This is a genomic window from Edwardsiella sp. EA181011 (assembly GCF_000800725.1).
Taxonomy (GTDB): Bacteria; Pseudomonadota; Gammaproteobacteria; order Enterobacterales; family Enterobacteriaceae; genus Edwardsiella; species Edwardsiella anguillarum.
Genome location: NZ_CP011364.1, coordinates 173,157 through 196,389 on the forward strand (window position 1 = coordinate 173,157; position 23,233 = coordinate 196,389).

The 23,233-nt window shown below is 58.5% G+C and carries 20 protein-coding genes and 2 tRNA genes; 2 read left to right on the plus strand and 20 right to left on the minus strand.

The features are described 5' to 3' along the window. Window positions 1-2 precede the first annotated feature (2 nt). The gene (locus QY76_RS00820; RefSeq protein WP_034162875.1) at window positions 3-881 is read left to right on the plus strand and encodes a U32 family peptidase; all 879 of its coding nucleotides are present in this window, start codon (window positions 3-5) and stop codon (window positions 879-881) included. Window positions 882-940: 59 nt separating this feature from the next. On the opposite strand, the gene QY76_RS00825 is transcribed toward QY76_RS00820, so the two are convergent. The 19 genes from QY76_RS00825 to rlmE all read right to left on the minus strand — a co-directional run bounded on the left by QY76_RS00825 (window position 941) and on the right by rlmE (window position 22,154). Further along, window positions 941-2,257 carry a serine dehydratase subunit alpha family protein gene (locus QY76_RS00825; RefSeq protein ID WP_034162876.1) on the minus strand — a complete coding sequence of 439 codons (1,317 nt, stop codon included), beginning with the start codon at window positions 2,255-2,257 and terminating at the stop codon, window positions 941-943. Between the two features lie 44 nt (window positions 2,258-2,301). Then, on the minus strand, window positions 2,302-3,633 hold the full coding sequence (locus QY76_RS00830; RefSeq protein WP_034162877.1) for an amino acid permease: 1,332 nt from the start codon (window positions 3,631-3,633) through the stop codon (window positions 2,302-2,304). A 585-nt stretch (window positions 3,634-4,218) separates the two neighbouring features. Continuing rightward, window positions 4,219-6,111 (minus strand): DEAD/DEAH family ATP-dependent RNA helicase, encoded by a 1,893-nt coding sequence (locus QY76_RS00835; RefSeq protein WP_034162878.1) that lies wholly within the window; start codon window positions 6,109-6,111, stop codon window positions 4,219-4,221. After that, window positions 6,104-6,181: a protein YrbN gene (gene yrbN / locus QY76_RS19655; protein WP_107775295.1), complete on the minus strand. Its 78-nt coding sequence runs from the start codon at window positions 6,179-6,181 to the stop codon at window positions 6,104-6,106. Before yrbN ends, QY76_RS00835 begins: the two co-directional genes overlap by 8 nt. Window positions 6,182-6,284: 103 nt before the next feature. Then, on the minus strand, window positions 6,285-7,169 hold the full coding sequence (gene nlpI / locus QY76_RS00840; protein WP_012847283.1) for a lipoprotein NlpI: 885 nt from the start codon (window positions 7,167-7,169) through the stop codon (window positions 6,285-6,287). 119 nt (window positions 7,170-7,288) lie between these two features. Then, on the minus strand, window positions 7,289-9,412 hold the full coding sequence (gene pnp / locus QY76_RS00845) for a polyribonucleotide nucleotidyltransferase (protein WP_034162879.1): 2,124 nt from the start codon (window positions 9,410-9,412) through the stop codon (window positions 7,289-7,291). Between the two features lie 256 nt (window positions 9,413-9,668). Then, entirely contained in the window at window positions 9,669-9,938 is a 270-nt protein-coding gene (gene rpsO, locus QY76_RS00850) for a 30S ribosomal protein S15 (RefSeq protein WP_005281373.1), read from the minus strand. 147 nt (window positions 9,939-10,085) lie between these two features. Further along, window positions 10,086-11,048, minus strand: coding sequence for a tRNA pseudouridine(55) synthase TruB (truB, locus tag QY76_RS00855; protein ID WP_045425401.1), 963 nt, complete (start codon window positions 11,046-11,048; stop codon window positions 10,086-10,088). Continuing rightward, a complete protein-coding gene (gene rbfA, locus QY76_RS00860; RefSeq protein ID WP_034162881.1) occupies window positions 11,048-11,446 on the minus strand; it encodes a 30S ribosome-binding factor RbfA in 399 nt (132 codons plus the stop codon). Before rbfA ends, truB begins: the two co-directional genes overlap by 1 nt. Before the next feature lie 96 nt (window positions 11,447-11,542). After that, complete coding sequence (infB, locus tag QY76_RS00865) at window positions 11,543-14,248, minus strand: translation initiation factor IF-2 (protein ID WP_034162882.1); 2,706 nt, start codon at window positions 14,246-14,248, stop codon at window positions 11,543-11,545. Window positions 14,249-14,272: 24 nt separating this feature from the next. Beyond that, entirely contained in the window at window positions 14,273-15,760 is a 1,488-nt protein-coding gene (gene nusA, locus QY76_RS00870) for a transcription termination factor NusA (protein ID WP_012847278.1), read from the minus strand. 21 nt (window positions 15,761-15,781) lie between these two features. Continuing rightward, complete coding sequence (gene rimP / locus QY76_RS00875) at window positions 15,782-16,234, minus strand: ribosome maturation factor RimP (protein WP_071844209.1); 453 nt, start codon at window positions 16,232-16,234, stop codon at window positions 15,782-15,784. Window positions 16,235-16,449: 215 nt separating this feature from the next. After that, a tRNA-Met gene (locus QY76_RS00880) sits at window positions 16,450-16,526 on the minus strand. Window positions 16,527-16,582: 56 nt separating this feature from the next. Beyond that, window positions 16,583-16,669 (minus strand) — tRNA-Leu (locus tag QY76_RS00885). A gap of 51 nt (window positions 16,670-16,720) precedes the next feature. Then, window positions 16,721-17,056 (minus strand): preprotein translocase subunit SecG, encoded by a 336-nt coding sequence (secG, locus tag QY76_RS00890; RefSeq protein WP_012847276.1) that lies wholly within the window; start codon window positions 17,054-17,056, stop codon window positions 16,721-16,723. A 186-nt stretch (window positions 17,057-17,242) separates the two neighbouring features. Then, window positions 17,243-18,580: a phosphoglucosamine mutase gene (glmM, locus tag QY76_RS00895; RefSeq protein WP_034162885.1), complete on the minus strand. Its 1,338-nt coding sequence runs from the start codon at window positions 18,578-18,580 to the stop codon at window positions 17,243-17,245. A gap of 7 nt (window positions 18,581-18,587) precedes the next feature. Further along, window positions 18,588-19,421, minus strand: a complete 834-nt coding sequence (folP, locus tag QY76_RS00900; RefSeq protein WP_034162887.1) for a dihydropteroate synthase — start codon at window positions 19,419-19,421, stop codon at window positions 18,588-18,590. Between the two features lie 91 nt (window positions 19,422-19,512). Then, entirely contained in the window at window positions 19,513-21,471 is a 1,959-nt protein-coding gene (gene ftsH, locus QY76_RS00905) for an ATP-dependent zinc metalloprotease FtsH (protein ID WP_045425405.1), read from the minus strand. A gap of 56 nt (window positions 21,472-21,527) precedes the next feature. After that, entirely contained in the window at window positions 21,528-22,154 is a 627-nt protein-coding gene (gene rlmE, locus QY76_RS00910) for a 23S rRNA (uridine(2552)-2'-O)-methyltransferase RlmE (RefSeq protein WP_034162889.1), read from the minus strand. Between the two features lie 130 nt (window positions 22,155-22,284). Here rlmE and yhbY point away from each other — a divergent pair, with 130 nt between their 5' ends. After that, the gene (gene yhbY / locus QY76_RS00915) at window positions 22,285-22,578 is read left to right on the plus strand and encodes a ribosome assembly RNA-binding protein YhbY (protein WP_012847271.1); all 294 of its coding nucleotides are present in this window, start codon (window positions 22,285-22,287) and stop codon (window positions 22,576-22,578) included. Window positions 22,579-22,719: 141 nt separating this feature from the next. Here the strand turns inward: yhbY and greA are convergent, their stop codons facing one another. Next, window positions 22,720-23,196 (minus strand): transcription elongation factor GreA, encoded by a 477-nt coding sequence (greA, locus tag QY76_RS00920; protein ID WP_034162890.1) that lies wholly within the window; start codon window positions 23,194-23,196, stop codon window positions 22,720-22,722. Between the last annotated feature and the right edge of the window lie 37 nt (window positions 23,197-23,233).

Consider the following 23,233-nt stretch of genomic DNA (forward strand, 5'->3'; position numbering starts at 1 on the left):
CCATGCAATTCGCACTCGGCGCAGTACTGTACTGCTGGCCACAGGCCCGCCTGGAGGCTTTCTATCGGGCCGCCGCCGTCAGCGAGGCCGACATCATCTATCTGGGCGAGACGGTCTGCAGCAAACGGCGGGCCATGAAGTCCAGCGACTGGCTGGCTCTGGCCCGCACGCTGGCTGACAGCGGAAAACAGGTGGTTCTGTCGACCCTGGCGCTGCTGCAGGCGCCCTCGGAGCTGAGCGAGCTACGCCGCTATATCGAGAACGGAGAGTTTCTGATCGAGGCCAACGATCTGGCGGCAGTCAACATGGCCGCCGAGCGGCATCTGCCGTTTGTCGCTGGCCCCGCGCTCAACTGCTATAACGCCGTCACGCTGCGCCTGCTGCTGCGACAAGGGATGGTGCGCTGGTGCATGCCGGTAGAGCTGTCGCGCGACTGGCTACGCAACATTCGCCAACAGTGCGATGAGCTGGGGATCCTCGGGCAGTTTGAGACCGAAGTCTTCGCCTACGGTCATCTGCCGCTGGCCTACTCCGCCCGCTGCTTTACCGCCCGCGCGGAAAACCTGCCCAAGGATGAGTGCGACACCTGCTGCATTCGCTATCCCCAAGGGCGACGGGTCCTGTCCCAGGAGCAGCAGCAGGTTTTTGTCCTCAACGGGATCCAGACCCTGAGCGGCTATTGCTACAATCTGGGCAACCAGCTGCGGGAGATGCAGGGATTAGTCGATATCGTACGCCTTTCTCCGCAGGGGGACGAGACGCTGGAGATGCTGAGCCGTTTCCGAGCGAACCAGCAGGGAGAAGCGCCGCTGACGCTGGCGCGTCAGGCCGAATGCAACGGCTACTGGCACCAGCTGGCCGGGCTGACCCTGTCAAACTGAGCCAGCCTGACAAAACGGGCGCACTGAGCGCCCGTTTGACTTCGTCTCACCGCCGTGGCTCACGAGGCCTTGCGCGCCATGATCTCAATAATCTGGGTATCCGTCTGGCGCATCGCGCCGCTGGCCAGCGCGCACAGGTTGGCGATCGACTGATCCACGTCGTGGGCCACGATCCCCTCATTGCCGCTCACCGCGCTGTCGTCCAGCGCCATCAGCACCGCCTTGAACGCGGCGCTGGCGCTGGTGGAGACCTTCATCGCGCAGCTGTTGGAAGCCCCGTCACAAATCATTCCGCTCACGTCGCCGATCATGCTGCCGATCGCCATGGCGACCGCCTCATAGCGGCCGTCGATCAGCCAAGCGATACCGGCCGCAGCGCCCATCGCCGCCGTCGTGGCGGCGCACAAGGCTGACAGCGTCGGCAGCTTACTGTGGATGTAGATCGCCGTCAGATGCGACAGCATCAGCGCTCGCGCCAGCTGCTCCTGCGAAGCCTGCATGTGCTCGGCGACCACCACCACCGGCATGGTCGCGGTGATCCCCTGATTGCCCGATCCCGAGTTGCTCATGGCTGGCAGCACCGCCCCTCCCATACGCGCATCGGAGGCCGCAGAGGTACGGATCATGATCTCGCTGAGCAGATCGTGAGAGAGCAGGCCACGCTCACGCTGCTGGGCCAGCGTAGCGCCGATGTGCAGACCATAGCGACTGCGTAGCCCTTCACGCGACAGCGCACCGTTCAGCTCCGCCGCATCCAGAATAAAGGCGATACGCGCCAGCGGGACATCGCAGGCAAAGCGGTAGACCTGCGCCAGCGAGGCCCGGGCCAGACAGTATTCCGCCGTCGTCGCGGCGTTCGCCACATCGGCGGCGCGAAAGATCTCGCGATCGTTATGCGCAATATGCACCACACGGGTATGATCGCCGGCAATGGTCACCTCGGCCCACGCCTCACCGGCGTAAACCCGGGCGCAGGAGAGCAGCACCTGCTCACAGGGCTGCTCCATACCGACGCTAACGCGGCCCTCTGCCAGCAGCGCACGGGCGGCGGCTACCGACTCGGCAGAGGCGTGTTTAATCACCTCCAGTCCAGCGTCCGCGTCCCCTCCAAGCGCTCCCAGCGCCGCGGCGATCGGCAGGCCGACCATCCCGGTACCCGGTACCGTGACCCCCATACCGTTCTTCATCAGGTTGGGCGACACGCGGCAGACAACGCGATCCACCGGCGCAGCCAGCTGACGCGCCGCGATGGCGGCGGCCAGTGCCAGGGAGACTGGCTCGGTACAGCCGACGGCCGGCTTGACCTCATGACGCACGGCGCGAATAAACTCCGCCCACAGCGCGTCAGTATCACAGGCGTTTTGTATCGTATTCATGCTTTAAACCTTTGGTTGTTACCGCTATCGTTGCACGTTATCCCTCAGGAAAAGGCCAGCAGCGGCGAGATACACAGCAGCAGCCCGGTGATGATAATCACCAGCAGGGATACGCCCTTATACTTATGCAGCGCCGGAACCCGGTACACCAGATAGGCGGGGATCAGGCATCCCACCATCCCGAAGATCGGGCTGCAGATGGAGGTAAAGCTCAGCACCGGCGCATTGAGGATAATCGCGCCCCAGGCCAGCAGAACGGCAAACACCATGATGCCGTTTTGAACCCAACGCCCCTTAATTCGCTCCGGCGGCATCATGCGCCGCAGCAGGTTCATCACGATTCCCTGAGTGGCTTCGCGAAAGCCCAGATACACGCCAAAGAATGCCGTCATCACCGCGAAGATATTCAGGATAACGCTCACCACGGTGACCCAGTTGCCGGCCCCACCGTCGATGAACTGCGCGGCGATAGCCAGCGCGGAGATATTCTGTTGATAGGCCTTAACCGCCTCGTCATGCCCCATCGCCAGCGTGAAGGAGACCGCGTAGAAGAAGACCGTCACGAACAGAACGCCAAAGGCGATGTTCATAGCACGCAGCGCCTTGTAGCGGGCCACCTCGCGCGATTTGCAGTGCGCCCGGTATGAGATAACCATCGGGCTGAGCGTCTGAATGAACAGGATCGAGGTCAGGGTAAACGGCAGCGTGATCACCGCATTTTTCACCAGCAGCCCCAGCGGCGGCAGCGCACCCACGTTATACAGATGCCACATTCCGACCATGGCAATCCCCAGTGCGGCCACTACCAACAGTTTGGTCAGCACCATAAAGCTGGAAAGCTTAAACAGCAGCTGCTCACCGCGCGAGGAGATGGCCACCAAGACACAGATCAGCGCCAGCCCGTAAAAGGGGTTTTCAGAGAGCAGCCCCTCCGTCACGCCGAAGGTGTGCAGGTAGGAGGCGCTGTCATTGGTAATGGCGGTGGAGTAGACGAACATCCAAATCACCAGCATCACGAAGTAGAGCGCTCCCAGTAAAATCCCCCAGTTTTTTCCCAGGTAGCCGCTGATCACGCTGGGATAATCACGGCACTCCGGCGACTCGGCCAGGGTATTGATAAACAGGCGCTGAAACAAATACATCGCCGGATAACCCACGACGGACGACAGCAGGAAAACCCACAGTCCCATCAACCCAACCTGAACCGGCAAAAAGACGATGCCGGCCCCGATCGCCATCCCGATGCTCATAATCACCCAGCCCACATCGGTACTGTCAAAACGGGTCGCCTCCCGCCACTCGCTGTCGCTCATACCGTCCCGGGGGACGGCGGGATGATCTGTCAGTGCCACACTGCTCATTTGTGTCGTTTCCATCGTCGCTCTCACTTGCCATTTCAACGGCGGGATCCGTGGCCAATAGGAGTCTGTCTCTACCGTGCCGGAGCCGCCTGTAGGGAATTATCATCGTTATGATTTACAGAATCGGATGCCGCGCGGCAGAGCGATGGCGCAATAACATCATGAGGTGCAGGCATTATTATTGTGATGTGATCATAGTGCCGTCGCGGGAGAAAAATTTTTCAACTCATCGCTCTGCCATTGGAGGTCACATAAAAAACTTTCTCCATAAAGGCGGATGTTTTGAATATTTACCTACATAAAGAGGAAAAGGTAAAAATATTTTTTATATGAATAAGGAATATATTAATAACTTATTGATATCTATTTTCTTTTTCTATCGAGACGAAGATGGGAGGACGAACAAGAAAAAAGGCGTCGGGAAGAAAAGTGTGCCGCCGATCTCGTTTTTTTATAGATACAGCGCACATTTTAGTTGATTATGCTGTTTTTTTTATTATTCAAGAAAATTTCAAAATAAAAAACCAGTGAACCGCATAGGCCTGGGCCATAAAAAAGGCCAGCCCGAGGGCTGGCCTTCTATGCGCTTATCGCTGCCGATTACGCATCGTTGAAGCGACGACGGCTGTGGCCATTGTCGTCTGAGCGGGTGCTGCGACTATCGCGATTGAACCCGCGATCGCCGCGGCGATCGTCAGAGAAACGACGCTGACCGCCAAAGCTGCGGCGATCGCCATCACGACCACCGTCGCGACCGCCGAAGCTGCGACGCTCACCACCGCGCTCACGACGCGGCTCACGCGCCGGCGCATCACCGATCAGCTGCATATTCATCGGCTTGTTCAGGATACGGGTACGGGTAAAGTGCGTCAGCAGATCGCCCGGCATGCCTTTCGGCAGCTCGATGGTGGAGTGCGAACCGAACAGACGAATGTTGCCGATATAGCGGCTGCTGATATCGCCTTCGTTAGCGATTGCACCCACGATATGACGAACTTCGACGCCATCGTCACGACCCACTTCGATGCGATACAGCTCCATATCACCGACTTCGCGGCGCTCACGACGCGGGCGCTCACCGCCGCGCTCATCGCGCTCGCGACGGGCGAAGCGATCGCCACCGCGCTCATCACGCTCGCGGAATTCACGACGCGGACGACGTTCAACCACCGGGTCCGGCGGCAGGATCAGCGGACGTTCGCCCTGCGCCATCTTCAGCAGCGCGGCGGCCAGCGTCTCCATATCCTGCTCATCTTCCGGCTGCAGCTTGGCCAGCAGCGCACGGTACTGATCCAGATCGCTGCTCTCCAGCTGCTGCTGAACACGGGCAGCAAACTTGGCCAGACGGCGAGTGCTAAGCAGCTCGGCGTTCGGCAGTTCCACTTCTGGAATGGTCAGCTTCATGGTGCGCTCAATGTTGCGCAGCAGACGGCGTTCACGGTTATCAACGAACAGCAGCGCACGGCCGGCGCGACCGGCGCGGCCGGTACGGCCGATACGGTGCACATAGGACTCGGCATCCATCGGGATGTCGTAGTTGACGACCAGGCTGATGCGATCGACGTCCAGCCCACGGGCGGCCACATCGGTCGCGATCAGGATATCCAGACGACCGTCTTTCAGGCGCTCCAGGGTCTGCTCACGCAGCGCCTGGTTCATGTCGCCGTTCAGCGCCGCGCTGCTGTAGCCGTTACGCTCCAGCGCTTCGGCCACTTCCAGGGTGGCGTTCTTGGTGCGCACGAAGATGATCGCCGCATCAAAGTCTTCCGCTTCCAGGAAACGCACCAGCGCTTCGTTTTTACGCATCCCATACACCGTCCAGTAGCTCTGGCTGATGTCCGGGCGGGTCGTCACGCTAGACTGGATGCGCACTTCCTGCGGCTCATTCATAAAGCGACGGGTGATACGTCGGATCGCCTCCGGCATGGTGGCAGAAAACAGTGCAGTCTGATGCTCCGCCGGGATCTGCGCCATGATGGTCTCAACGTCTTCAATAAAGCCCATACGCAGCATTTCGTCGGCTTCGTCCAGCACCAGTCCGCGCAGGCTGGTCAGGCTCAGCGTACCGCGCTTCAGATGATCCAGCAGACGGCCCGGCGTACCGACCACGATCTGCGGCCCCTGACGCAGGGCGCGCAGCTGAACGTCATAACGCTGGCCGCCGTACAGGGCAACCACGTTGATACCGTGCATATGCTTAGAGAAATCCGCCATGGCTTCAGCCACCTGTACCGCCAGCTCGCGGGTCGGCGCCAGCACCAGTACCTGCGGTGCTTTCAGGGACGGATCGATATTGTTCAGCAGCGGCAGGGAAAACGCCGCCGTTTTACCGCTGCCGGTCTGCGCCATGCCCAGCACGTCGCGCCCGTTCAGCAGGTGGGGAATACAGGCCGCCTGAATCGGTGACGGCTTCTCATAGCCCAAATCATTCAGGGCTTCAATAATAGGTGCGGCTAACCCCAGGTCAGCAAAAGTAGTTTCGAACTCAGCCATGTAAACGTGCCTCATGTGCAATGGCGGCCAGTCTGCATAACTCGTCTAGAAAACGAACAACATTTTTCATTGAAAAGTGTGAACCGGCTCAAATTAGATGAAATGACGAACAAAAAAACCTCGCCCGTTAGGACGATTAAATCAATGATTTAAGGATATAAATGCCCGTCAGCTTATTGCTGGTCCGATTCTGGTATGTCGTCTTGCTCTTGACCCAAGCGGGCCAATTCCAACAGTGCGTAACGGTTCTCAACAAAGTTATGAACGTTGTTGGCCACCGTCAGTTTGAACAATGCAGAAGCACTGCTCTTTTCCCCCAGACTCAGGTAATGTTTACCTAAATAGAAGTCAGTTTCACTGAGATGCTCAGCGAGCGAAGTGTTATCCGTTGCATCTGCCTGTAAGCGTTCCATCAGCGTTTTCTCGCTGATTTTGCCCAGGTAGAATTCGACAATATTCCATCCCCATTGACTCCGGTTCGCTTTATTATAGCGCTGGCTTAGCGCCGTAAGCGCCTGCTCCTGATTAAGCTCACGCTCAGCCAGGTAAAGCCATAACGACCGGAACGGATCGTTGGGATCGTCTTGATAAAACGCCTGCAGATCATCTTGCGCTAGCGAATACCGCCCGCCGTAGTAGAGGGCAATACCGCGATTTAAACGCGCATAGCTGTAAGTTGGATCAAGCTCTAGTACAGAATCAAACGCTTCATAGGCGGCATCAAAGTTGCCCGCCTGCGTTAAATAAATACCCAGATAGTTAAAAACCTCTGGCATATCAGGACGAATGGCCAGCGCCTGCGAAAAATCGTTACGCGCTAACGCCCTCAGTCCGAGACTATCATACAGTACTCCGCGCTCATAGAGAAGCTGTGCGCGTTCATCATCCGTTAATGCTCGGCTGGCAAGGATCTGCTCCATGCGCGCCAGCATTACCTCCTGCTGCAGCGAGGGCTGCAAAGGAATGGCCAGTACTTCGTTTTGGCGCCAATCAGCGTTGCTGCATCCTGCCAACAGAATTGCTGTCGCAACATAACACCAGCGCAAGATAGGCTTCATTTCCCAACTCCCGAAGACCAACACGGATAAACTTCCTATCATCCATCAACGTGCCATCGCATCCTGCGATAGCGTAACAAACGGCTTCCCAACAATGGGAAGCCGTAATACCAACGAGATTACTCTGCGTCAGTCGGTGCGTCCTGACCCGCAGCTGCGCTGGCGTTAGCTTCCTTGATGCTCAGGCGTACGCGACCCTGACGGTCGACTTCCAGCACCTTAACAGCCACTTCCTGACCCATCTGCAGGTAGTCGGTCACTTTCTCTACGCGCTTGTCGGCGATCTGAGAAATATGAACCAGACCCTCTTTACCGCCGCCGATGGCCACAAAGGCGCCAAAGTCAACGATACGGGTCACTTTACCCTGATAGATACGGCCCACTTCGATCTCGGCGGTGATCTCTTCGATGCGGCGAATGGCGTGTTTGGCCTTATCACCGTCGGTCGCTGCGATCTTCACGGTACCGTCATCTTCGATTTCGATGGTGGTACCGGTCTCTTCCGTCAGCGCGCGGATCACAGAACCGCCCTTACCGATCACGTCCTTGATTTTCTCAGGATTGATCTTAATGGTATGGATACGCGGGGCGAATTCGGAAATATCGCCGCGCGGCGCATTGATCGCCTGCTCCATCACGCCCAGGATATGCAGACGCGCACCCTTGGCCTGGTTCAGGGCAACCTGCATGATCTCGCGGGTGATGCCTTCGATCTTGATATCCATCTGCAGCGCGGTCACGCCGTCGCGGCTACCGGCCACTTTAAAGTCCATATCGCCCAGGTGGTCTTCGTCACCCAGGATGTCAGACAGAACGACAAAGTTATCCTGCTCTTTTACCAGACCCATGGCGATACCCGCTACGGCAGCTTTGATCGGCACACCGGCGTCCATCAGCGCCAGAGAGGCACCGCAGACAGAGGCCATAGAGGAGGAACCGTTGGACTCAGTGATTTCAGAGACCACACGCACCGTGTACGGGAACGCATCCTGAGACGGCATTACCGCCAGCACACCGCGCTTAGCCAGACGGCCATGGCCGATTTCACGGCGCTTCGGTGAGCCCATCATCCCGGTTTCACCGACGGAGTACGGCGGGAAGTTATAGTGTAGCAGGAAACGGTCGGTGCGCTCGCCCATCAGCTCATCGATATTCTGCGCATCGCGTTCGGTGCCCAGGGTCGCAGTCACCAGCGCCTGCGTTTCGCCACGGGTAAACAGCGCAGAGCCATGGGTACGCGGCAGTACGCCGGTACGCACGTCCAGCGCACGGATCATGTCCTTCTCACGGCCATCGATACGCGGCTCACCGCGCAGAACGCGGCCACGCACCACGGCTTTCTCCAACGCACCCAGGATATCGCTGATCTCACCGGCATCCAGCGCATCGTCTTCCGCCAGCAGATCGGCGATGACGGACTCTTTGATCTCGTCAACTTTCGCGTAGCGGGACTGCTTTTCAGTGATGTGATAGGCTTCGCCCAGGCGGGCCTCGGCCATCTCGGCCACGCGGCGCTGCAGCGCAACATTCACTTCCGGCGCATGCCATTCCCAGCGCGGTTTACCGACTTCGGCGGCCAGCGCTTTGATATTTTCGATGACGATCTGCTGCTGCTCGTGGCCGAAGACCACCGCGCCCAGCATCTGATCTTCGCTGAGCAGATCGGCTTCAGATTCCACCATCAGCACGGCGTTGTCGGTACCGGCCACCACCAGATCCAGACGGCTCTGTTTGAGCTCATCCTGAGTCGGGTTCAGCACGTACTGATCGTTGATGTAACCCACGCGAGCGGCACCGATCGGGCCGTTGAACGGGATCCCAGACAGGCTCAGCGCCGCGGATGCACCGATCATCGCCACGATATCCGGGCTGACCTGCGGATTCACGGAAACTACGGTCGCAACGACCTGCACCTCATTGAGGAAGCCTTCCGGGAACAGCGGGCGGATCGGACGGTCGATCAGACGCGCGGTCAGGGTCTCACCTTCGCCCGGACGGCCTTCACGGCGGAAGAAGCCGCCGGGGAAACGACCGGCCGCGTAGGCGCGCTCCTGGTAGTTAACGGTCAGCGGGAAGAAGTCCTGACCTTCACGGGCTTTTTTCGCCCCAACCACGGTAACGAATACCGCGGTGTCATCCATGGTCACCATCACGGCTGCGGTAGCCTGGCGTGCCATCATGCCGGTTTCCAGCGTAACGGTATGCTGGCCGTATTGGAATTTGCGAACGGTTGGCGTTAACAAAGTCATATTCCTTGTATCTATCGCGCACCACCCCTGCGGAACGGTGCCTTTATATAACCGGAGGCGTTGTCACATTCTCGCGACTAATGCAAAGCGCCGTCCCCAGACGGCGGCTTGCATTAGCCGCGCGAACCTCTGTAACAAGACGCCGGCTACACCCTTTTTATCTGCAACGACAATACATTAACCTGATTTGCCATTGCTTCCTAGAAGAAAGGGGCCAACGTTGGCCCCTTTGCTTCAGAAAATCGTTAGATTAGCGACGCAGACCCAGACGCTCGATCAGGCTGGAGTAACGTGCTACATCTTTACGCTTCAGGTAGTCCAGCAGCTTACGACGCTGGGAAACCATGCGCAGCAGACCACGACGGCTGTGGTGATCTTTTTTGTGCTCAGCGAAGTGGCCCTGCAGGTGGTTAATCTGCGCGGTCAGCAGTGCAACCTGCACTTCGGTGGAACCGCTGTCGTTGGCATCACGACCGAACTCAGCAACGATTTTAGCTTTCGCTTCAACGCTTAGAGACATTATAGAACTCCAAATTTGAAAAGTTTAAAAAACGGGCGCCGATCTCTAATTCAGCAACCCAATGTATAAGCCGCGCTATTCTACTCTGCACCCCGCCCATTGGCAAGAAATCAGCCGATTCTGAGCGCGGTTGGCACGCCGCAAATCTCAGACCGGATCGTCCTCGGAGAGGCGCGATGCCACTACCATACGGCGCGGCGCCAGGCGCCCCAGCTCGTCCACCTCACCGACGCCGATAAAGCGGCGCGCCGCCCCGACGCTGATGCGCACCATGCCGCTTTGCGGCAGGTCCGGCGTCTGTACCGACTGCCCCAGCTGTATATAGCCAGCGACGATCTCCGACAGATTCACCTCCGGCAGGTGCGCGGCGGCCGTATCCATCGGCAGCAGTAGCGGATCGAGCAGCAGGCGGGGATCGCGCTCTTGCTGCTGCGCCTGCGCCAGCAGCGCCTGCAGCTGCTCCAGCGTGACCATCCGCTCGCTCGGATAGCCGGAAACCTGCAGGCGCCGCAGATAGATAACGTGCGCGCCGCAGCCGAGCACTTCGCCCAGATCGTCGATAATGGTGCGAATATAGGTGCCCTTGGAGCAGTGGATCTCCAGCTCCAGCTCATCCCCTTCCCAGCGGATAAAGCGCAGCTCAAACACCGTGATCTCACGCGATTCGCGCGGCACATCGATCCCCTGACGAGCATATTCGTACAGCGGGCGCCCCTGGTACTTGAGCGCCGAATACATAGAGGGTACCTGGCGACCAGGGCCGCGGACCCCCTCCAGCGCCTGCGCTAGCTCGGCCTCGCTGAATGTCAGCGGTCGCTCACACACCACTTGACCATCGGCGTCGGAGGTATCGGTACGCTGCCCCAGGCGGGCGACGACACGATAGCGCTTGTCGGCATCCAGCAAAAACTGAGAAAACTTGGTCGCTTCACCCAGGCAAATCGGCAGCATCCCAGTCGCCAGCGGATCCAGCGCGCCGGTATGCCCCGCCTTGTTGGCGTTATAGATGCGCTTTACCTTCTGCAGCACATCGTTAGAGGACATCCCCTGCCCTTTATCCAGCAGCAGGACGCCGTTAATATCGCGGCCGCGGCGACGGGGTCGAGACATTACGCCTCCTCATCGCGATCGGCGGCGGTCCTGCGCGCCTCATCGTCTTTCACCACGTTGCTCACCAGATTGGACATGCGCATCCCCTCAACCAGCGAGGCGTCATAGGCAAACGTCAGCTCCGGCACCACGCGCAGACGCATCGCTTTACCCAGCAGCATGCGGATAAAACCGGACGCATCCTGCAACGCCTTCAGACCGGTTTTTACCGTCTCCGGCTCACCGTCGTTCAAAAAGGTGACAAACACCTTGGCATAGGCCAGATCGCGTGAGACTTCGACGCCGGATACCGTCGCCATGCCAACCCGCGGATCTTTGACCTCACGCTGCAGGATAATGGCGATCTCTTTCTGCATTTCCTGCGCCACGCGCTGAGTGCGGCTAAATTCTCTTGCCATGATAGTTTCTCCAGACAAACAGGGGGCCTGAGCCCCCCGATTAGCATATGCTGTTGTAACGCGTATCCACCGCCCGACCCGGGCGGTGCGACAGACTTAGTCGATAGAGCGTTTCACTTCGATGGTCTCGAAGACTTCGATCACGTCGCCCGGACGGACGTCGTTGTAGTTCTTCACGCCGATACCGCACTCCATGCCGTTACGCACTTCGTTGACGTCATCCTTGAAGCGACGCAGGGATTCCAACTCGCCTTCGTAGATAACCACGTTCTCGCGCAGAACACGGATCGGGCTGTGACGCTTGACTACGCCCTCAGTCACCATACAGCCGGCGATAGCGCCAAACTTCGGTGACTTGAACACATCGCGAACTTCCGCCAGGCCGATGATTTCCTGCTTGTACTCCGGCGCCAGCATACCGCTCATCGCCTGCTTGACTTCGTCGATCAGATCATAGATCACGGAGTAGTAGCGCAGATCCAGGTTCTCGGTTTCCACCACGCGGCGGGCAGAGGCGTCGGCACGGACGTTGAAGCCCAGCAGAATGGCGTTGGACGCTGCGGCCAGGGTCGCGTCGGTTTCAGTGATACCCCCTACGCCAGAGCCCACGATCTTCACCTTCACTTCATCGGTAGACAGCTTGCGCAGAGAGTCGGCAATCGCCTCGACAGAGCCCTGAACGTCGGCTTTCAGCACGATATTCAGCTCGGACACTTCGCCTTCCACCATGTTGGAGAACATGTTCTCCAGCTTGGCTTTCTGCTGACGCGCCAGCTTCACTTCGCGGAACTTGCCCTGACGGTACAGCGCCACTTCACGGGCTTTCTTCTCGTCACGCACCACGGTCGCTTCATCACCGGCAGCCGGCACACCGGACATCCCGAGGATCTCAACCGGAATGGACGGACCGGCTTCCGTGATTTCACGGCCCAGTTCGTCACGCATGGCGCGCACGCGGCCATACTCGAAGCCACACAGCACGATGTCACCCTTGTGCAGGGTACCTTCACGTACCAGCACCGTCGCCACCGGGCCGCGGCCCTTGTCCAGGAAGGACTCGATCACTACGCCACTGGCCATGCCGTTACGCACCGCTTTCAGCTCCAGCACTTCGGACTGCAGCAGGATGGCGTCCAGCAGGTCGTCGATACCGGTCCCTGCTTTCGCGGAGACATGGACGAACTGGGCTTCACCGCCCCACTCTTCCGGCATAACACCGTACTGGGACAGCTCATTCTTCACGCGATCCGGATCGGCTTCCGGCTTATCGATCTTGTTCACCGCCACCACCAGCGGAACGCCGGCGGCCTTGGCATGCTGGACAGCCTCGATGGTCTGCGGCATCACGCCGTCATCGGCCGCTACCACCAGAACGACGATATCGGTCGCCTGGGCGCCGCGCGCACGCATTGCGGTAAACGCGGCGTGCCCCGGGGTATCCAGGAAGGTGATCATGCCGTTATCGGTCTGTACGTGATACGCACCGATATGCTGGGTAATACCGCCGGCTTCGCCCGCCGCCACCTTGGTGGAGCGGATGTAGTCCAGCAGAGAGGTTTTACCGTGGTCAACGTGGCCCATGATGGTCACGACCGGCGCACGCGGCTCAGCCGCAGCGCCGGTATCACGATCGCTCAGCACCGCCTCTTCCAGCTCGTTCTCACGACGCAGGATCACCTTATGGCCCATCTCTTCAGCGACTAACTGAGCAGTTTCCTGATCGATAACCTGGTTAATGGTCGCCATCGCGCCCATCTTCATCATCGACTTGATGACCTGGGAGCCTTTCACCGCCATCTTGTTAGCCAACTCAGCCACGGTGATGGTTTCACCGATCACCACGTCGCGGTTAACCGCCTGGGCCGGTTTGGTAAAGCCCTGCTGCAGCGAGCTCGGCTTGCGCTTACCGCCTTTGCCGCCGCGGTTGACCGCGCGGGCCTCTTCGCGATCGGCCTTAGACTCAGACAGCTTGCTGCCTTTCTTCTGCTTGGCCGCTTTGCCACCGCGGCCGCGTGCACGGCGATCGCCTTCAACCTGGCGATCGTTCTCATCTTCCGCTTCTCGAGCGTGATGAGAGGTGGTCACGTGGTAATCGCTGTTATCTTCTTCGCTAGCGTTTTCGGTCCACTTGCCTTCGTTAGCTTCGGCCATACGGCGAGCTTCCTCAGCCACCTTACGGGCGTCTTCTTCCAGCTTGCGGCGCGCTTCTTCTTCAGCCTTGCGTTTCAGTTCAGCGGCTTCAGCTTCGCGCTTGGCCTTTTCCGCCTGCGCAGCTTTAGTTTTTTCGTCGGTATGTTGGTTAGTCACTTTTTCTTTTTCCGCTGCTTCACGCTTAGCTTTTTCAGCGGCCTCACGTTTGGCTTGTTCTTCTTGTTGACGCTTGGCCTGCTCTGCAGCTTCACGCTTGGCCTGTTCGGCCATCTCACGCTGTGTCTGCTCTTCTGCCTCGCGTTTCGCCTGTTCTTCCGCTTCGCGCTTCGCCGATGCCTCGGCTTCCGCCTGCTGGGCCGCCGCGTCGCTCTTCACATAGGTGCGCTTTTTACGGACTTCAATCTGCACTGACTTGCTTTTACCGCCGGTGCCCGGGACACTCAGCGTGCTGCGAGTTTTACGCTGCAGCGTCAGTTTACCGGAAGATCCGCCGTGCTCACGGTTTAAATGAGCCAGCAGCGCTTCGCGTTCCTGGGGGCTCACAGAGTCGTCGGGTGATTTATTAATGCCTGCGTCAGCCAGCTGCTGTACCAGGCGCTCAACCGAAGTTTGGATCTCTGCTGCCAGTGATTTTACCGTTACTTCTGCCATGCTGTTCCTTCCTGCTACAGTTCATTATTCACTATCGCCAAACCAACAGATATTACGCGCAGCCATAATCAGCTCGCCCGCCTGTTCATTGTTCAGGCCTTCAATATCGGTCAGGTCGTCGACACCCTGCTCGGCAAGATCTTCCAGCGTACATACACCGCGTGCGGCCAGCTTAAAGGCCACGCTGCGTTCCATCCCCGGCAGATTGAGCAGATCGTCCGCCGGTTTGTTGTCGCCAAGGCTCTCTTCCTGCGCCAGCGCCAGCGTCGTCAGCGCGTTCTTGGCACGGGTGCGCAGTGCCTCGACGGTCTCTTCATCCAGACCGTCGATGGACAGCAGCTCACGCTCCGGTACATAGGCCAGCTCTTCCAGCGTGGAGAAGCCTTCCTCGACCAGCAGCGTAGCGAACTCTTCATCGATATCCAGATGCTTGGTGAAGGTATCGATGGCCGCATGGGCTTCCGCCTGATGCTTGGCCTGCAGATCCTCCGCCGTCATCACGTTCAGCTCCCAGCCGCTCAGCTGAGACGCCAGACGGACGTTCTGGCCGTTACGACCGATGGCCTGAGCCAGGTTGGAGGCCTCTACGGCGATATCCATGGTGTGCTTGTCTTCGTCTACCACGATGGATGCCACGTCGGCAGGCGCCATAGCGTTAATGACGAACTGCGCCGGATTATCATCCCACAGAACGATATCGATACGCTCGCCGCCCAGCTCGCTGGAAACCGCCTGCACGCGCGCACCGCGCATACCAACGCAGGCACCGACCGGATCGATGCGCTTATCATTGGTCTTCACGGCAATCTTGGCTCGGGAGCCCGGGTCGCGTGCGGCGCCCTTGATTTCGATCACTTCTTCGCCGATCTCCGGCACTTCGATGCGGAACAGTTCAATCAGCATCTCCGGACGGGAGCGGGTGACGAACAGCTGCGCACCGCGGGCCTCCGGACGCACGGCATACAGTACGCCGCGAATGCGGTCGCCCGGGCGGAAGTTTTCGCGCGGCAGCATGTCTTCACGGCCAATCACCGCTTCCGCGTTGTTGCCCAGATCCAGGGAGATGCTGTCACGGTTAACTTTCTTGACTACGCCGGTGACGATTTCGCCTTCGTGCTCGCGAAACGCATCAACCACCATCGCGCGCTCGGCCTCGCGCACTTTCTGCACAATAACCTGCTTGGCGGTCTGGGTGGTGATACGATCGAAGGTCACTGACTCGATCTGATCTTCTACATAGTCACCCAGATCCAGCGCAGGATCTTCAAAACGCGCCGCATCCAGCGTAATTTCACGAGTTGGCTGGGTCACTTCGTCAACGATAAGCCAGCGGCGGAAGGTATCGAAGTCACCGGATTTACGATCGATGGCGACACGCACATCGATTTCCTGCTCATATTTTTTCTTGGTGGCCGTGGCCAGCGCGGTTTCCAGCGCCTCAAAAATCTTCTCGCGCGGCAGCGCCTTTTCGTTGGAAACGGCCTCCACAACAGCCAGAATCTCTTTATTCATCCTAGTTGCCTCATCCGAACGTTAAAAGTGGGGTACCAGGTTCGCTTTCTGGACATTGCTCAGCGCGAACACTTCATCTTTGCCATCAACCGTGACCGTAATCATCTCGCCGTCTACCGCCTTGATGATACCCTGCCACTTCCGGCGGTTCTGCATCGCCATCCGCAGTACCAGCGTCACTTCCTCATTCAGAAAACGGGTGTAATGTTCGGCGGTAAACAGGGGGCGATCCATCCCCGGAGAGGAGACTTCCAGGTAATAGGCGACCGAAATCGGATCTTCTACGTCAAGAACAGCGCTGACCTGGTGGCTAACATCAGCACAATTATCAACAGTGATGCCTTCTTCACTATCGATATAGATTCGCAGCGTTGAATGGCGACCACGGATGAACTCAATACCAACCAGCTCAAAGCCCAGGGCTTCTACCGGCGCCGTAATCATCTCTGTTAACTTTTGCTCTAATGTGGACAAGCCCACCCCCAAGACATAAAAAAAGGGCCTTATAGCCCAGTGATTCTGTTGTCAGATAACAAAAAACCCCGAATAATCGGGGCTTTATGCAACTGGACCCTATATACCGCCAAGCGGGATTCGAAGCCAGTCTCGCAAGTATATTTTTCAAATGATACTTCGCGGCCCGAGGCTCTGCGCTAACAGTATATTTGAAAACAGATACTTAAGGAAATTGGTTGCGGGGGCCGGATTTGAACCGACGACCTTCGGGTTATGAGCCCGACGAGCTACCAGGCTGCTCCACCCCGCGTCCGAATCGTGGCGAATTCTACTCTAACAGCGTAGAAAAAACAACATATCTAGGATTGGTACCGAGGACGGGACTTGAACCCGTAAGCCCTATTGGGCACTACCACCTCAAGGTAGCGTGTCTACCAATTCCACCACCTCGGCATTTTGGCACCATGACGCCTAACGCGTCATGGCAAAACTCTGTGGGTACGATCAGTTCGGAATATCGCTGCTCGGCGTAGCCGGCGCTGCCGGAGTCGCAGGCTGTTCAGTCTTCACAGGCTGACCCAGGTTATCCCACTCACTGCCCTGCTTGCTCTGATGACCGCTCAGGTTGCCCAGCACCAGGCTCAGTACGAAAAACAGCGTGGCCAGGATGCCCGTAGTACGGGTCATAAAGTTACCGGTACCGCTGGAGCCAAACAGCGTCGCTGAGGCGCCTGCGCCGAATGAAGCGCCCATGTCAGCACCTTTACCCTGCTGCAGCATAATCAGGGCGATCAGCGCCACAGACACCAGCAGGAAAATTACCAAAAGAGCTTCATACATAGTCGTACCTGATTCCTTGCGGCCCATCCGCAGTCAAAAGCTTCCATCGAACCCATGGATAAAACATCCACTGAAGCGGGTGTGAATACTACCCAATGCCGTTAGAGGGCGCAAGGGTAAATTTTCCACGCCGACGTGATTGGAGAAAAAACCGGCAAAAGCGCGCTTCCGCCGGTCTGTTCGCCCTTAGCCGACCGCCTTCACCGCGTCGGCAATGGCGTTCGCCAGATCGGTAACCTGTTGCAAATCCTCGCCTTCCACCATGACGCGGATCAGCGGTTCGGTACCGGATTTACGCAGCAGCACCCGGCCTCGCCCGGCCAGCTGCCGCTCGACCTCGGCGCAGGCCTGCTGCACCGCGGCATCCTGCAGCGGATCGCACTGTCCGGCAAAGCGGACGTTGACCAACACCTGCGGCAGCAGGGTCATGCCGCTGCACAGATCGGCCAGACTCATATGGTTGCGCGCCATCGCCGCCAGCACCTGCAGGCCAGCGACGATCCCATCGCCGGTCGTGGTCTGATCGAGGATGATGACATGGCCAGAGTTTTCAGCCCCCATGCGCCATCCCTTCTCCTGCATCGTCTCCAGCACATAGCGGTCACCCACCTTGGCGCGCGCGAAGGGGATCCCCAGCTGCTTCAGCGCCAGCTCCAGTCCCATATTGCTCATCAGGGTGCCGACCACGCCGCCGTGCAGCTTACCCTGGCGCAGCGCCTCGCGCGCCACGATATACAGGATCTGATCGCCGTCGACCTTGTCGCCGCGGTGATCGACCATGATCAGGCGATCGCCGTCGCCGTCGAAGGCCATGCCAAGATCGGCGTTTTCCGCCAGGACACGGGCCTGCAGCGCGCGGACATCCGTCGCCCCGCACTCTTTGTTGATATTCATCCCGTCCGGCGAGGTGCCGATGGCGATCACCTCCGCACCCAGCTCGCGCAGCACGTTCGGCGCAATATGATAGGTAGCGCCGTTGGCGCAGTCGGCGACGATCTTCAGGCCGCTCAGGCTCAGCGCGTTGGGGAAGGTGCTCTTGCAGAATTCGATATAGCGCCCGGCGGCGTCAACGATACGGCTCGCCTTGCCCAGCTCGGCGGACTCCACGCAGGTCAGGGGCTTATCCAGCTCGGCCTCGATCGCTGCCTCGACCTCATCCGGCAGCTTGGTTCCGTCGATGGAGAAAAACTTGATCCCGTTATCGTAATACGGGTTATGGGACGCTGAAATAACGATACCGGCCTCGGCGCGGAAGGTACGCGTCAGGTAAGCCACCGCCGGGGTCGGCATCGGCCCGGTAAAGGCGGCAGACAGACCGGCCGCCGCCAGTCCTGCCTCCAGCGCGGACTCCAGCATATAGCCGGAGATACGGGTATCCTTACCGATAATGATTTTGCGTGAACCGTGACGCGCCAGCACCTTACCTGCGGCCCAGCCCAGCTTCAGGACGAAATCCGGGGTGATCGGGCTGCTGCCCACCTTGCCGCGAATGCCATCGGTACCAAAATATTTACGTTCGCTCATCTCTTTATTATTCCTTTGCTGAAAGCGTGGCTTCCACCACGCGCATGGCATCCACCGTTTCACGTACGTCGTGCACGCGGATAATCTGTGCCCCCTGCATGGCGGCGATCACGGCACAGGCGACACTGCCCGCCACCCGCTGCGCGGGGGGCACATTCAGCAGCTGTCCGACCATAGACTTACGCGACATTCCCACCAGTAGCGGCAGACCGTGGTGATGAAAGTGCGCCAGGTTAGCCAGAAGGCGGTAATTATGCGTCAAGTTCTTACCGAAGCCAAAGCCGGGATCGAGTAGCAGCCGCTCCCGGGCGATCCCGGCGGCCACGCAGCGCGCGATCTGCGCGCTGAGGTAAGCGTCCACTTCCGCCACCACATCGCTGTAGTGGGGGCTATGCTGCATGCCCTTCGGCTCGCCCTGCATATGCATTAGGCAGACTGGCAGGCCGCTCTCCGCCGCCGCCGCCAGCGCCCCCGGCTCGCTCAGAGAACGGACGTCGTTAATCATATCGGCCCCGGCGGCGCTACAGGCGCGGATCACCGCCGCCTTGGAGGTATCGACCGAGACCCAGACCTCAAAACGCTGCGCCAGCGCCTCCACTACCGGCACCACCCGCGCCAGCTCCTCTGCCTCGCTCACCTCGGCCGCGCCGGGCCGCGTCGACTCCCCGCCCACATCGATGATGGTCGCCCCTGCGACGATCATCGACTCTGCGTGTCGCAGCGCGGCATCCAGCGCGTTATGACGCCCTCCGTCAGAAAACGAGTCGGGGGTGACGTTCAGGATCCCCATCACCTGGGGATAGTTGAGATTCAGGGTGAGTTCACGTGACCTAAGCAGCATCGATGACACCTGTGCAAAAGAAAAATCATGCGTTATTGGAACGCAAAAAAAAACCCCGGGCAAGCCGGGGTTTTCATACGCGACGGCGTAATTACTTTTCGCCGTCGTTATGCCGATCGTCATCGCTGCGCGCGGCGTCGCTATCCGCGGCCGGCGCGACCGGCGCGACCGGCTCCGCAGCGGTAGGCTGTGCCGCCGGTTGCTGGGCCTGCGCCTGGCGATTGGCCTGCTCGTCCAACCAACCGGCCGGCGGGCGGACTTCGCGACGCGCCATCAGATCATCGACCTGCGGCGCATCGATGGTCTCATACTTCATCAGCGCATCCTTCATGGCATGCATGATATCCATATTGTCGACCAGCAGCTGGCGGGCACGCTGATAGTTATGCTCGATCAGTGCCTTGACCTCCTGATCGATAATGCGGGCCGTCTCATCGGACATGTGTTTGGTCTTGGCGACGGAGCGACCGAGGAACACCTCGCCCTCTTCTTCCGCATACAGCAGCGGCCCCAGCTTCTCGGAGAAACCCCACTGGGTCACCATGTTACGGGCGATGGTCGTCGCCTGCTTGATGTCCTGCGAGGCGCCGGTAGAAACGTGCTCGGTGCCGTAAATCAGCTCTTCAGCCAGGCGGCCGCCGTAGGCCACGGAGATCATGCTCTCCAGCTTCTGACGGCTGTAGCTGATGGAGTCGCCCTGCGGCAGGAAGAAGGTCACCCCCAGCGCACGACCACGCGGGATGATGGTGACCTTATGCACCGGATCGTGCTCTGGCACCAGGCGGCCGATGATCGCATGTCCGGCTTCGTGATACGCCGTCGACTCTTTCTGCGCTTCGGTCATCACCATGGAACGGCGCTCCGCCCCCATCATGATCTTGTCTTTGGCCTTTTCAAACTCGACCATCGACACCACTCGCTTGTTGTTACGGGCGGCAAACAGCGCCGCTTCGTTGACCAGGTTAGCCAGATCGGCACCGGAGAAGCCCGGCGTACCGCGCGCAATAACCGACGCATCAACATCGGTCGCCAGCGGAACGCGGCGCATATGCACCTTCAGGATCTGCTCACGGCCACGTACGTCCGGCAGGCCTACCACCACCTGACGGTCGAAACGGCCGGGACGCAGCAGCGCCGGGTCCAGTACGTCCGGACGGTTGGTTGCAGCGATAACGATGATCCCCTCGTTACCCTCAAAGCCATCCATCTCGACCAGCATCTGGTTCAGGGTCTGCTCACGCTCATCGTGGCCGCCGCCCAGGCCTGCGCCACGCTGGCGGCCCACGGCGTCGATCTCATCGATAAAGATAATGCACGGCGCCGCCTTCTTGGCCTGTTCGAACATATCGCGTACGCGCGAGGCGCCGACGCCGACGAACATCTCCACAAAGTCAGAACCGGAAATGGTAAAGAACGGAACCTTGGCCTCACCGGCAATGGCTTTAGCCAGCAGGGTCTTACCGGTCCCCGGCGGCCCCACCATCAGGATACCCTTGGGGATCTTGCCGCCGAGCTTCTGGAAACGGCTCGGATCGCGCAGGTACTCCACCAGCTCACCCACCTCCTCTTTGGCCTCATCGCAGCCGGCCACATCGGCAAAGGTGGTTTTGATCTGGTCTTCCGTCAACATGCGCGCTTTACTCTTGCCGAACGACATGGCGCCTTTCCCGCCGCCGCCCTGCATCTGGCGCATGAAGAAGATCCACACCCCGATCAGCAACAGCATCGGGAACCAGGAGATAAAGATGGAGGTCAGCAGGCTCGGCTCTTCCGGCGGCTCACCGATCACTTTTACATTCTTGGTTAACAGGGAATCCAACAGCTTAGGATCGTTAATCGGGATATAGGTTGTATAACGGTTACCATCCTTCTTGGTAACGTTAATCGCACGCCCGTCGATACTGACCTCGCGCACCTGATCCTGGTTAACCTCGGTCAGGAACGTCGAATAGTCCACTCTACGGCTATTTGATTCGCTGGGCCCAAAGCTCTGGAAAACCGACATCAGCACGACCGCGATGACCAGCCAGAGAATTAGGTTTTTCGCCATGTCACTCAAGGGATTAACCTCTTTTTACAACTGTGTTAACAAACAGCGTTAGGGTACTACAGTTTCCGCCCTGTCGCTACGATGTATACTTCCCGCGAACGCGCGCGCGAAGCATCCGGCTTACGAATCTTAACCTTCGTAAACAGGGAGCGTATCTGGCCCAGATACTCGTCAAACCCCTCTCCCTGAAAGACTTTCACCACAAAACTACCGCCGGGTGCCAGAACATCTTTGGCCATCTCCAGCGCCAGCTCAACCAGATACATGGCGCGCGGAATATCTACAGACGGCGTGCCGCTCATGTTCGGCGCCATATCCGACATCACCACCTGAACCTTAGCATCGCCAACCCGCTCCATCAGTGCGCCCAGCACCAATTCATCACGAAAATCCCCCTGGAGGAAATCGACGCCGACGATAGGATCCATAGGCAAAAGATCACATGCAATTATCCTGCCTTTATCGCCGATTTGTGTGACCACATACTGTGACCATCCCCCGGGAGCGGCACCCAAATCTACCACGGCCATGCCTGGCCGGAAGATCTTATCCGTGCCCTGGATCTCGTCCAGTTTAAACCAGGCGCGCGAACGCAGCCCCTTTTTCTGTGCCTGCTGCACATATTTATCGCTAAAATGTTCCTGTAACCAGCGACTCGAACTGGCCGAACGTTTTTTACCCATCTTGAATACTCACTAAATCACAGGTTCATCTGCTTTGAAAACACCGAGGCGGCGCAAGACCGATTTGGTGATAATGCTGAGATGGCGCTAGAATGTACCGTTTTCAATCCCAACCTAAGCAAAAAAGACGATGAATCTGACTAACAAGCAAAAACAGCACCTGAAAAGCTTGGCCCATTCGCTGAAGCCTGTTGTGCAACTCGGCGCGAACGGCCTTACCGAAGGGGTGCTCGCAGAAATTGAACAGGCGCTGGCGCACCATGAGCTGATCAAGGTAAAGATCGCCGCTGAAGAGCGCGAAACCAAAACCCTGATCGCCAACGCCATCGTCCGTGAAACCGGTGCGTGCAACGTTCAGCTGATCGGTAACATTCTGGTGATTTACCGCCCGAGCGAAGAACGCAAGATCAGTTTACCCCGTTAATCTCTTTTCGTATAAAGAAAAGATATAACACAAAAAGACGTGCTTTCTCAGCATAACGCAAAGGCCGCAGCGCGGCCTTTTCCTATCTTTACACTGGCGGGCACGCTGCTGCACGGACGGGGACGCAGCGCGGGTAACCTATCAGAGATACGCAACCTTCAGGATTTCGTACTCGACCTCACCGCCCGGCGTTTTAATCGTCACCACATCACCCTCTTCTTTCCCGATCAGACCGCGCGCAATCGGCGAGTTGACCGAAATCAGATTGTGTTTGAAGTCCGCCTCATCGTCGCCCACGATGCGGTAGGTCTGCTGGTCTTCCGTATCCAGATTCTCCACGCTGACGGTGGCTCCAAAGATAACCCGGCCGTTGTTGGGCATCTTGGTCACGTCAATCACCTGGGCATTGGACAGTTTGGCTTCGATCTCCTGAATGCGGCCTTCGCAGAAACCCTGCTGCTCACGCGCGGCGTGGTACTCCGCATTCTCTTTCAGGTCGCCGTGCTCGCGCGCTTCGGCGATGGCCGCAATGATCTGCGGACGACGGGTTCCCTTCAGAAAATCTAACTCTTCACGCAGTTTCTCTGCACCACGCAACGTCATCGGAATCTGATTCATTGTTTTAGTCACCTCGAAATCTGCTTTGTCGGCGCCC

Excerpts from the sequence above, each read along its gene's own strand:
- folP (WP_034162887.1), bottom strand. The coding sequence starts at position 19,421 with ATGCTGCTTAGGTCACGTGAACTCACCCTGAATCTCAACTATCCCCAG.
- rbfA (WP_034162881.1), bottom strand. The coding sequence starts at position 11,446 with ATGGCAAGAGAATTTAGCCGCACTCAGCGCGTGGCGCAGGAAATGCAG.
- QY76_RS00830 (WP_034162877.1), bottom strand. The coding sequence starts at position 3,633 with ATGGAAACGACACAAATGAGCAGTGTGGCACTGACAGATCATCCCGCC.
- nlpI (WP_012847283.1), bottom strand. The coding sequence starts at position 7,169 with ATGAAGCCTATCTTGCGCTGGTGTTATGTTGCGACAGCAATTCTGTTG.
- nusA (WP_012847278.1), bottom strand. The coding sequence starts at position 15,760 with ATGAATAAAGAGATTCTGGCTGTTGTGGAGGCCGTTTCCAACGAAAAG.
- infB (WP_034162882.1), bottom strand. The coding sequence starts at position 14,248 with ATGGCAGAAGTAACGGTAAAATCACTGGCAGCAGAGATCCAAACTTCG.
- greA (WP_034162890.1), bottom strand. The coding sequence starts at position 23,196 with ATGAATCAGATTCCGATGACGTTGCGTGGTGCAGAGAAACTGCGTGAA.
- secG (WP_012847276.1), bottom strand. The coding sequence starts at position 17,056 with ATGTATGAAGCTCTTTTGGTAATTTTCCTGCTGGTGTCTGTGGCGCTG.
- QY76_RS00835 (WP_034162878.1), bottom strand. The coding sequence starts at position 6,111 with ATGGCTGAGTTCGAAACTACTTTTGCTGACCTGGGGTTAGCCGCACCT.
- glmM (WP_034162885.1), bottom strand. The coding sequence starts at position 18,580 with ATGAGCGAACGTAAATATTTTGGTACCGATGGCATTCGCGGCAAGGTG.
- QY76_RS00820 (WP_034162875.1), top strand. The coding sequence starts at position 3 with ATGCAATTCGCACTCGGCGCAGTACTGTACTGCTGGCCACAGGCCCGC.
- yrbN (WP_107775295.1), bottom strand. The coding sequence starts at position 6,181 with ATGAAAAATGTTGTTCGTTTTCTAGACGAGTTATGCAGACTGGCCGCC.
- rpsO (WP_005281373.1), bottom strand. The coding sequence starts at position 9,938 with ATGTCTCTAAGCGTTGAAGCGAAAGCTAAAATCGTTGCTGAGTTCGGT.
- rlmE (WP_034162889.1), bottom strand. The coding sequence starts at position 22,154 with ATGGGTAAAAAACGTTCGGCCAGTTCGAGTCGCTGGTTACAGGAACAT.
- ftsH (WP_045425405.1), bottom strand. The coding sequence starts at position 21,471 with ATGGCGAAAAACCTAATTCTCTGGCTGGTCATCGCGGTCGTGCTGATG.
- truB (WP_045425401.1), bottom strand. The coding sequence starts at position 11,048 with ATGTCTCGACCCCGTCGCCGCGGCCGCGATATTAACGGCGTCCTGCTG.
- QY76_RS00825 (WP_034162876.1), bottom strand. The coding sequence starts at position 2,257 with ATGAATACGATACAAAACGCCTGTGATACTGACGCGCTGTGGGCGGAG.
- yhbY (WP_012847271.1), top strand. The coding sequence starts at position 22,285 with ATGAATCTGACTAACAAGCAAAAACAGCACCTGAAAAGCTTGGCCCAT.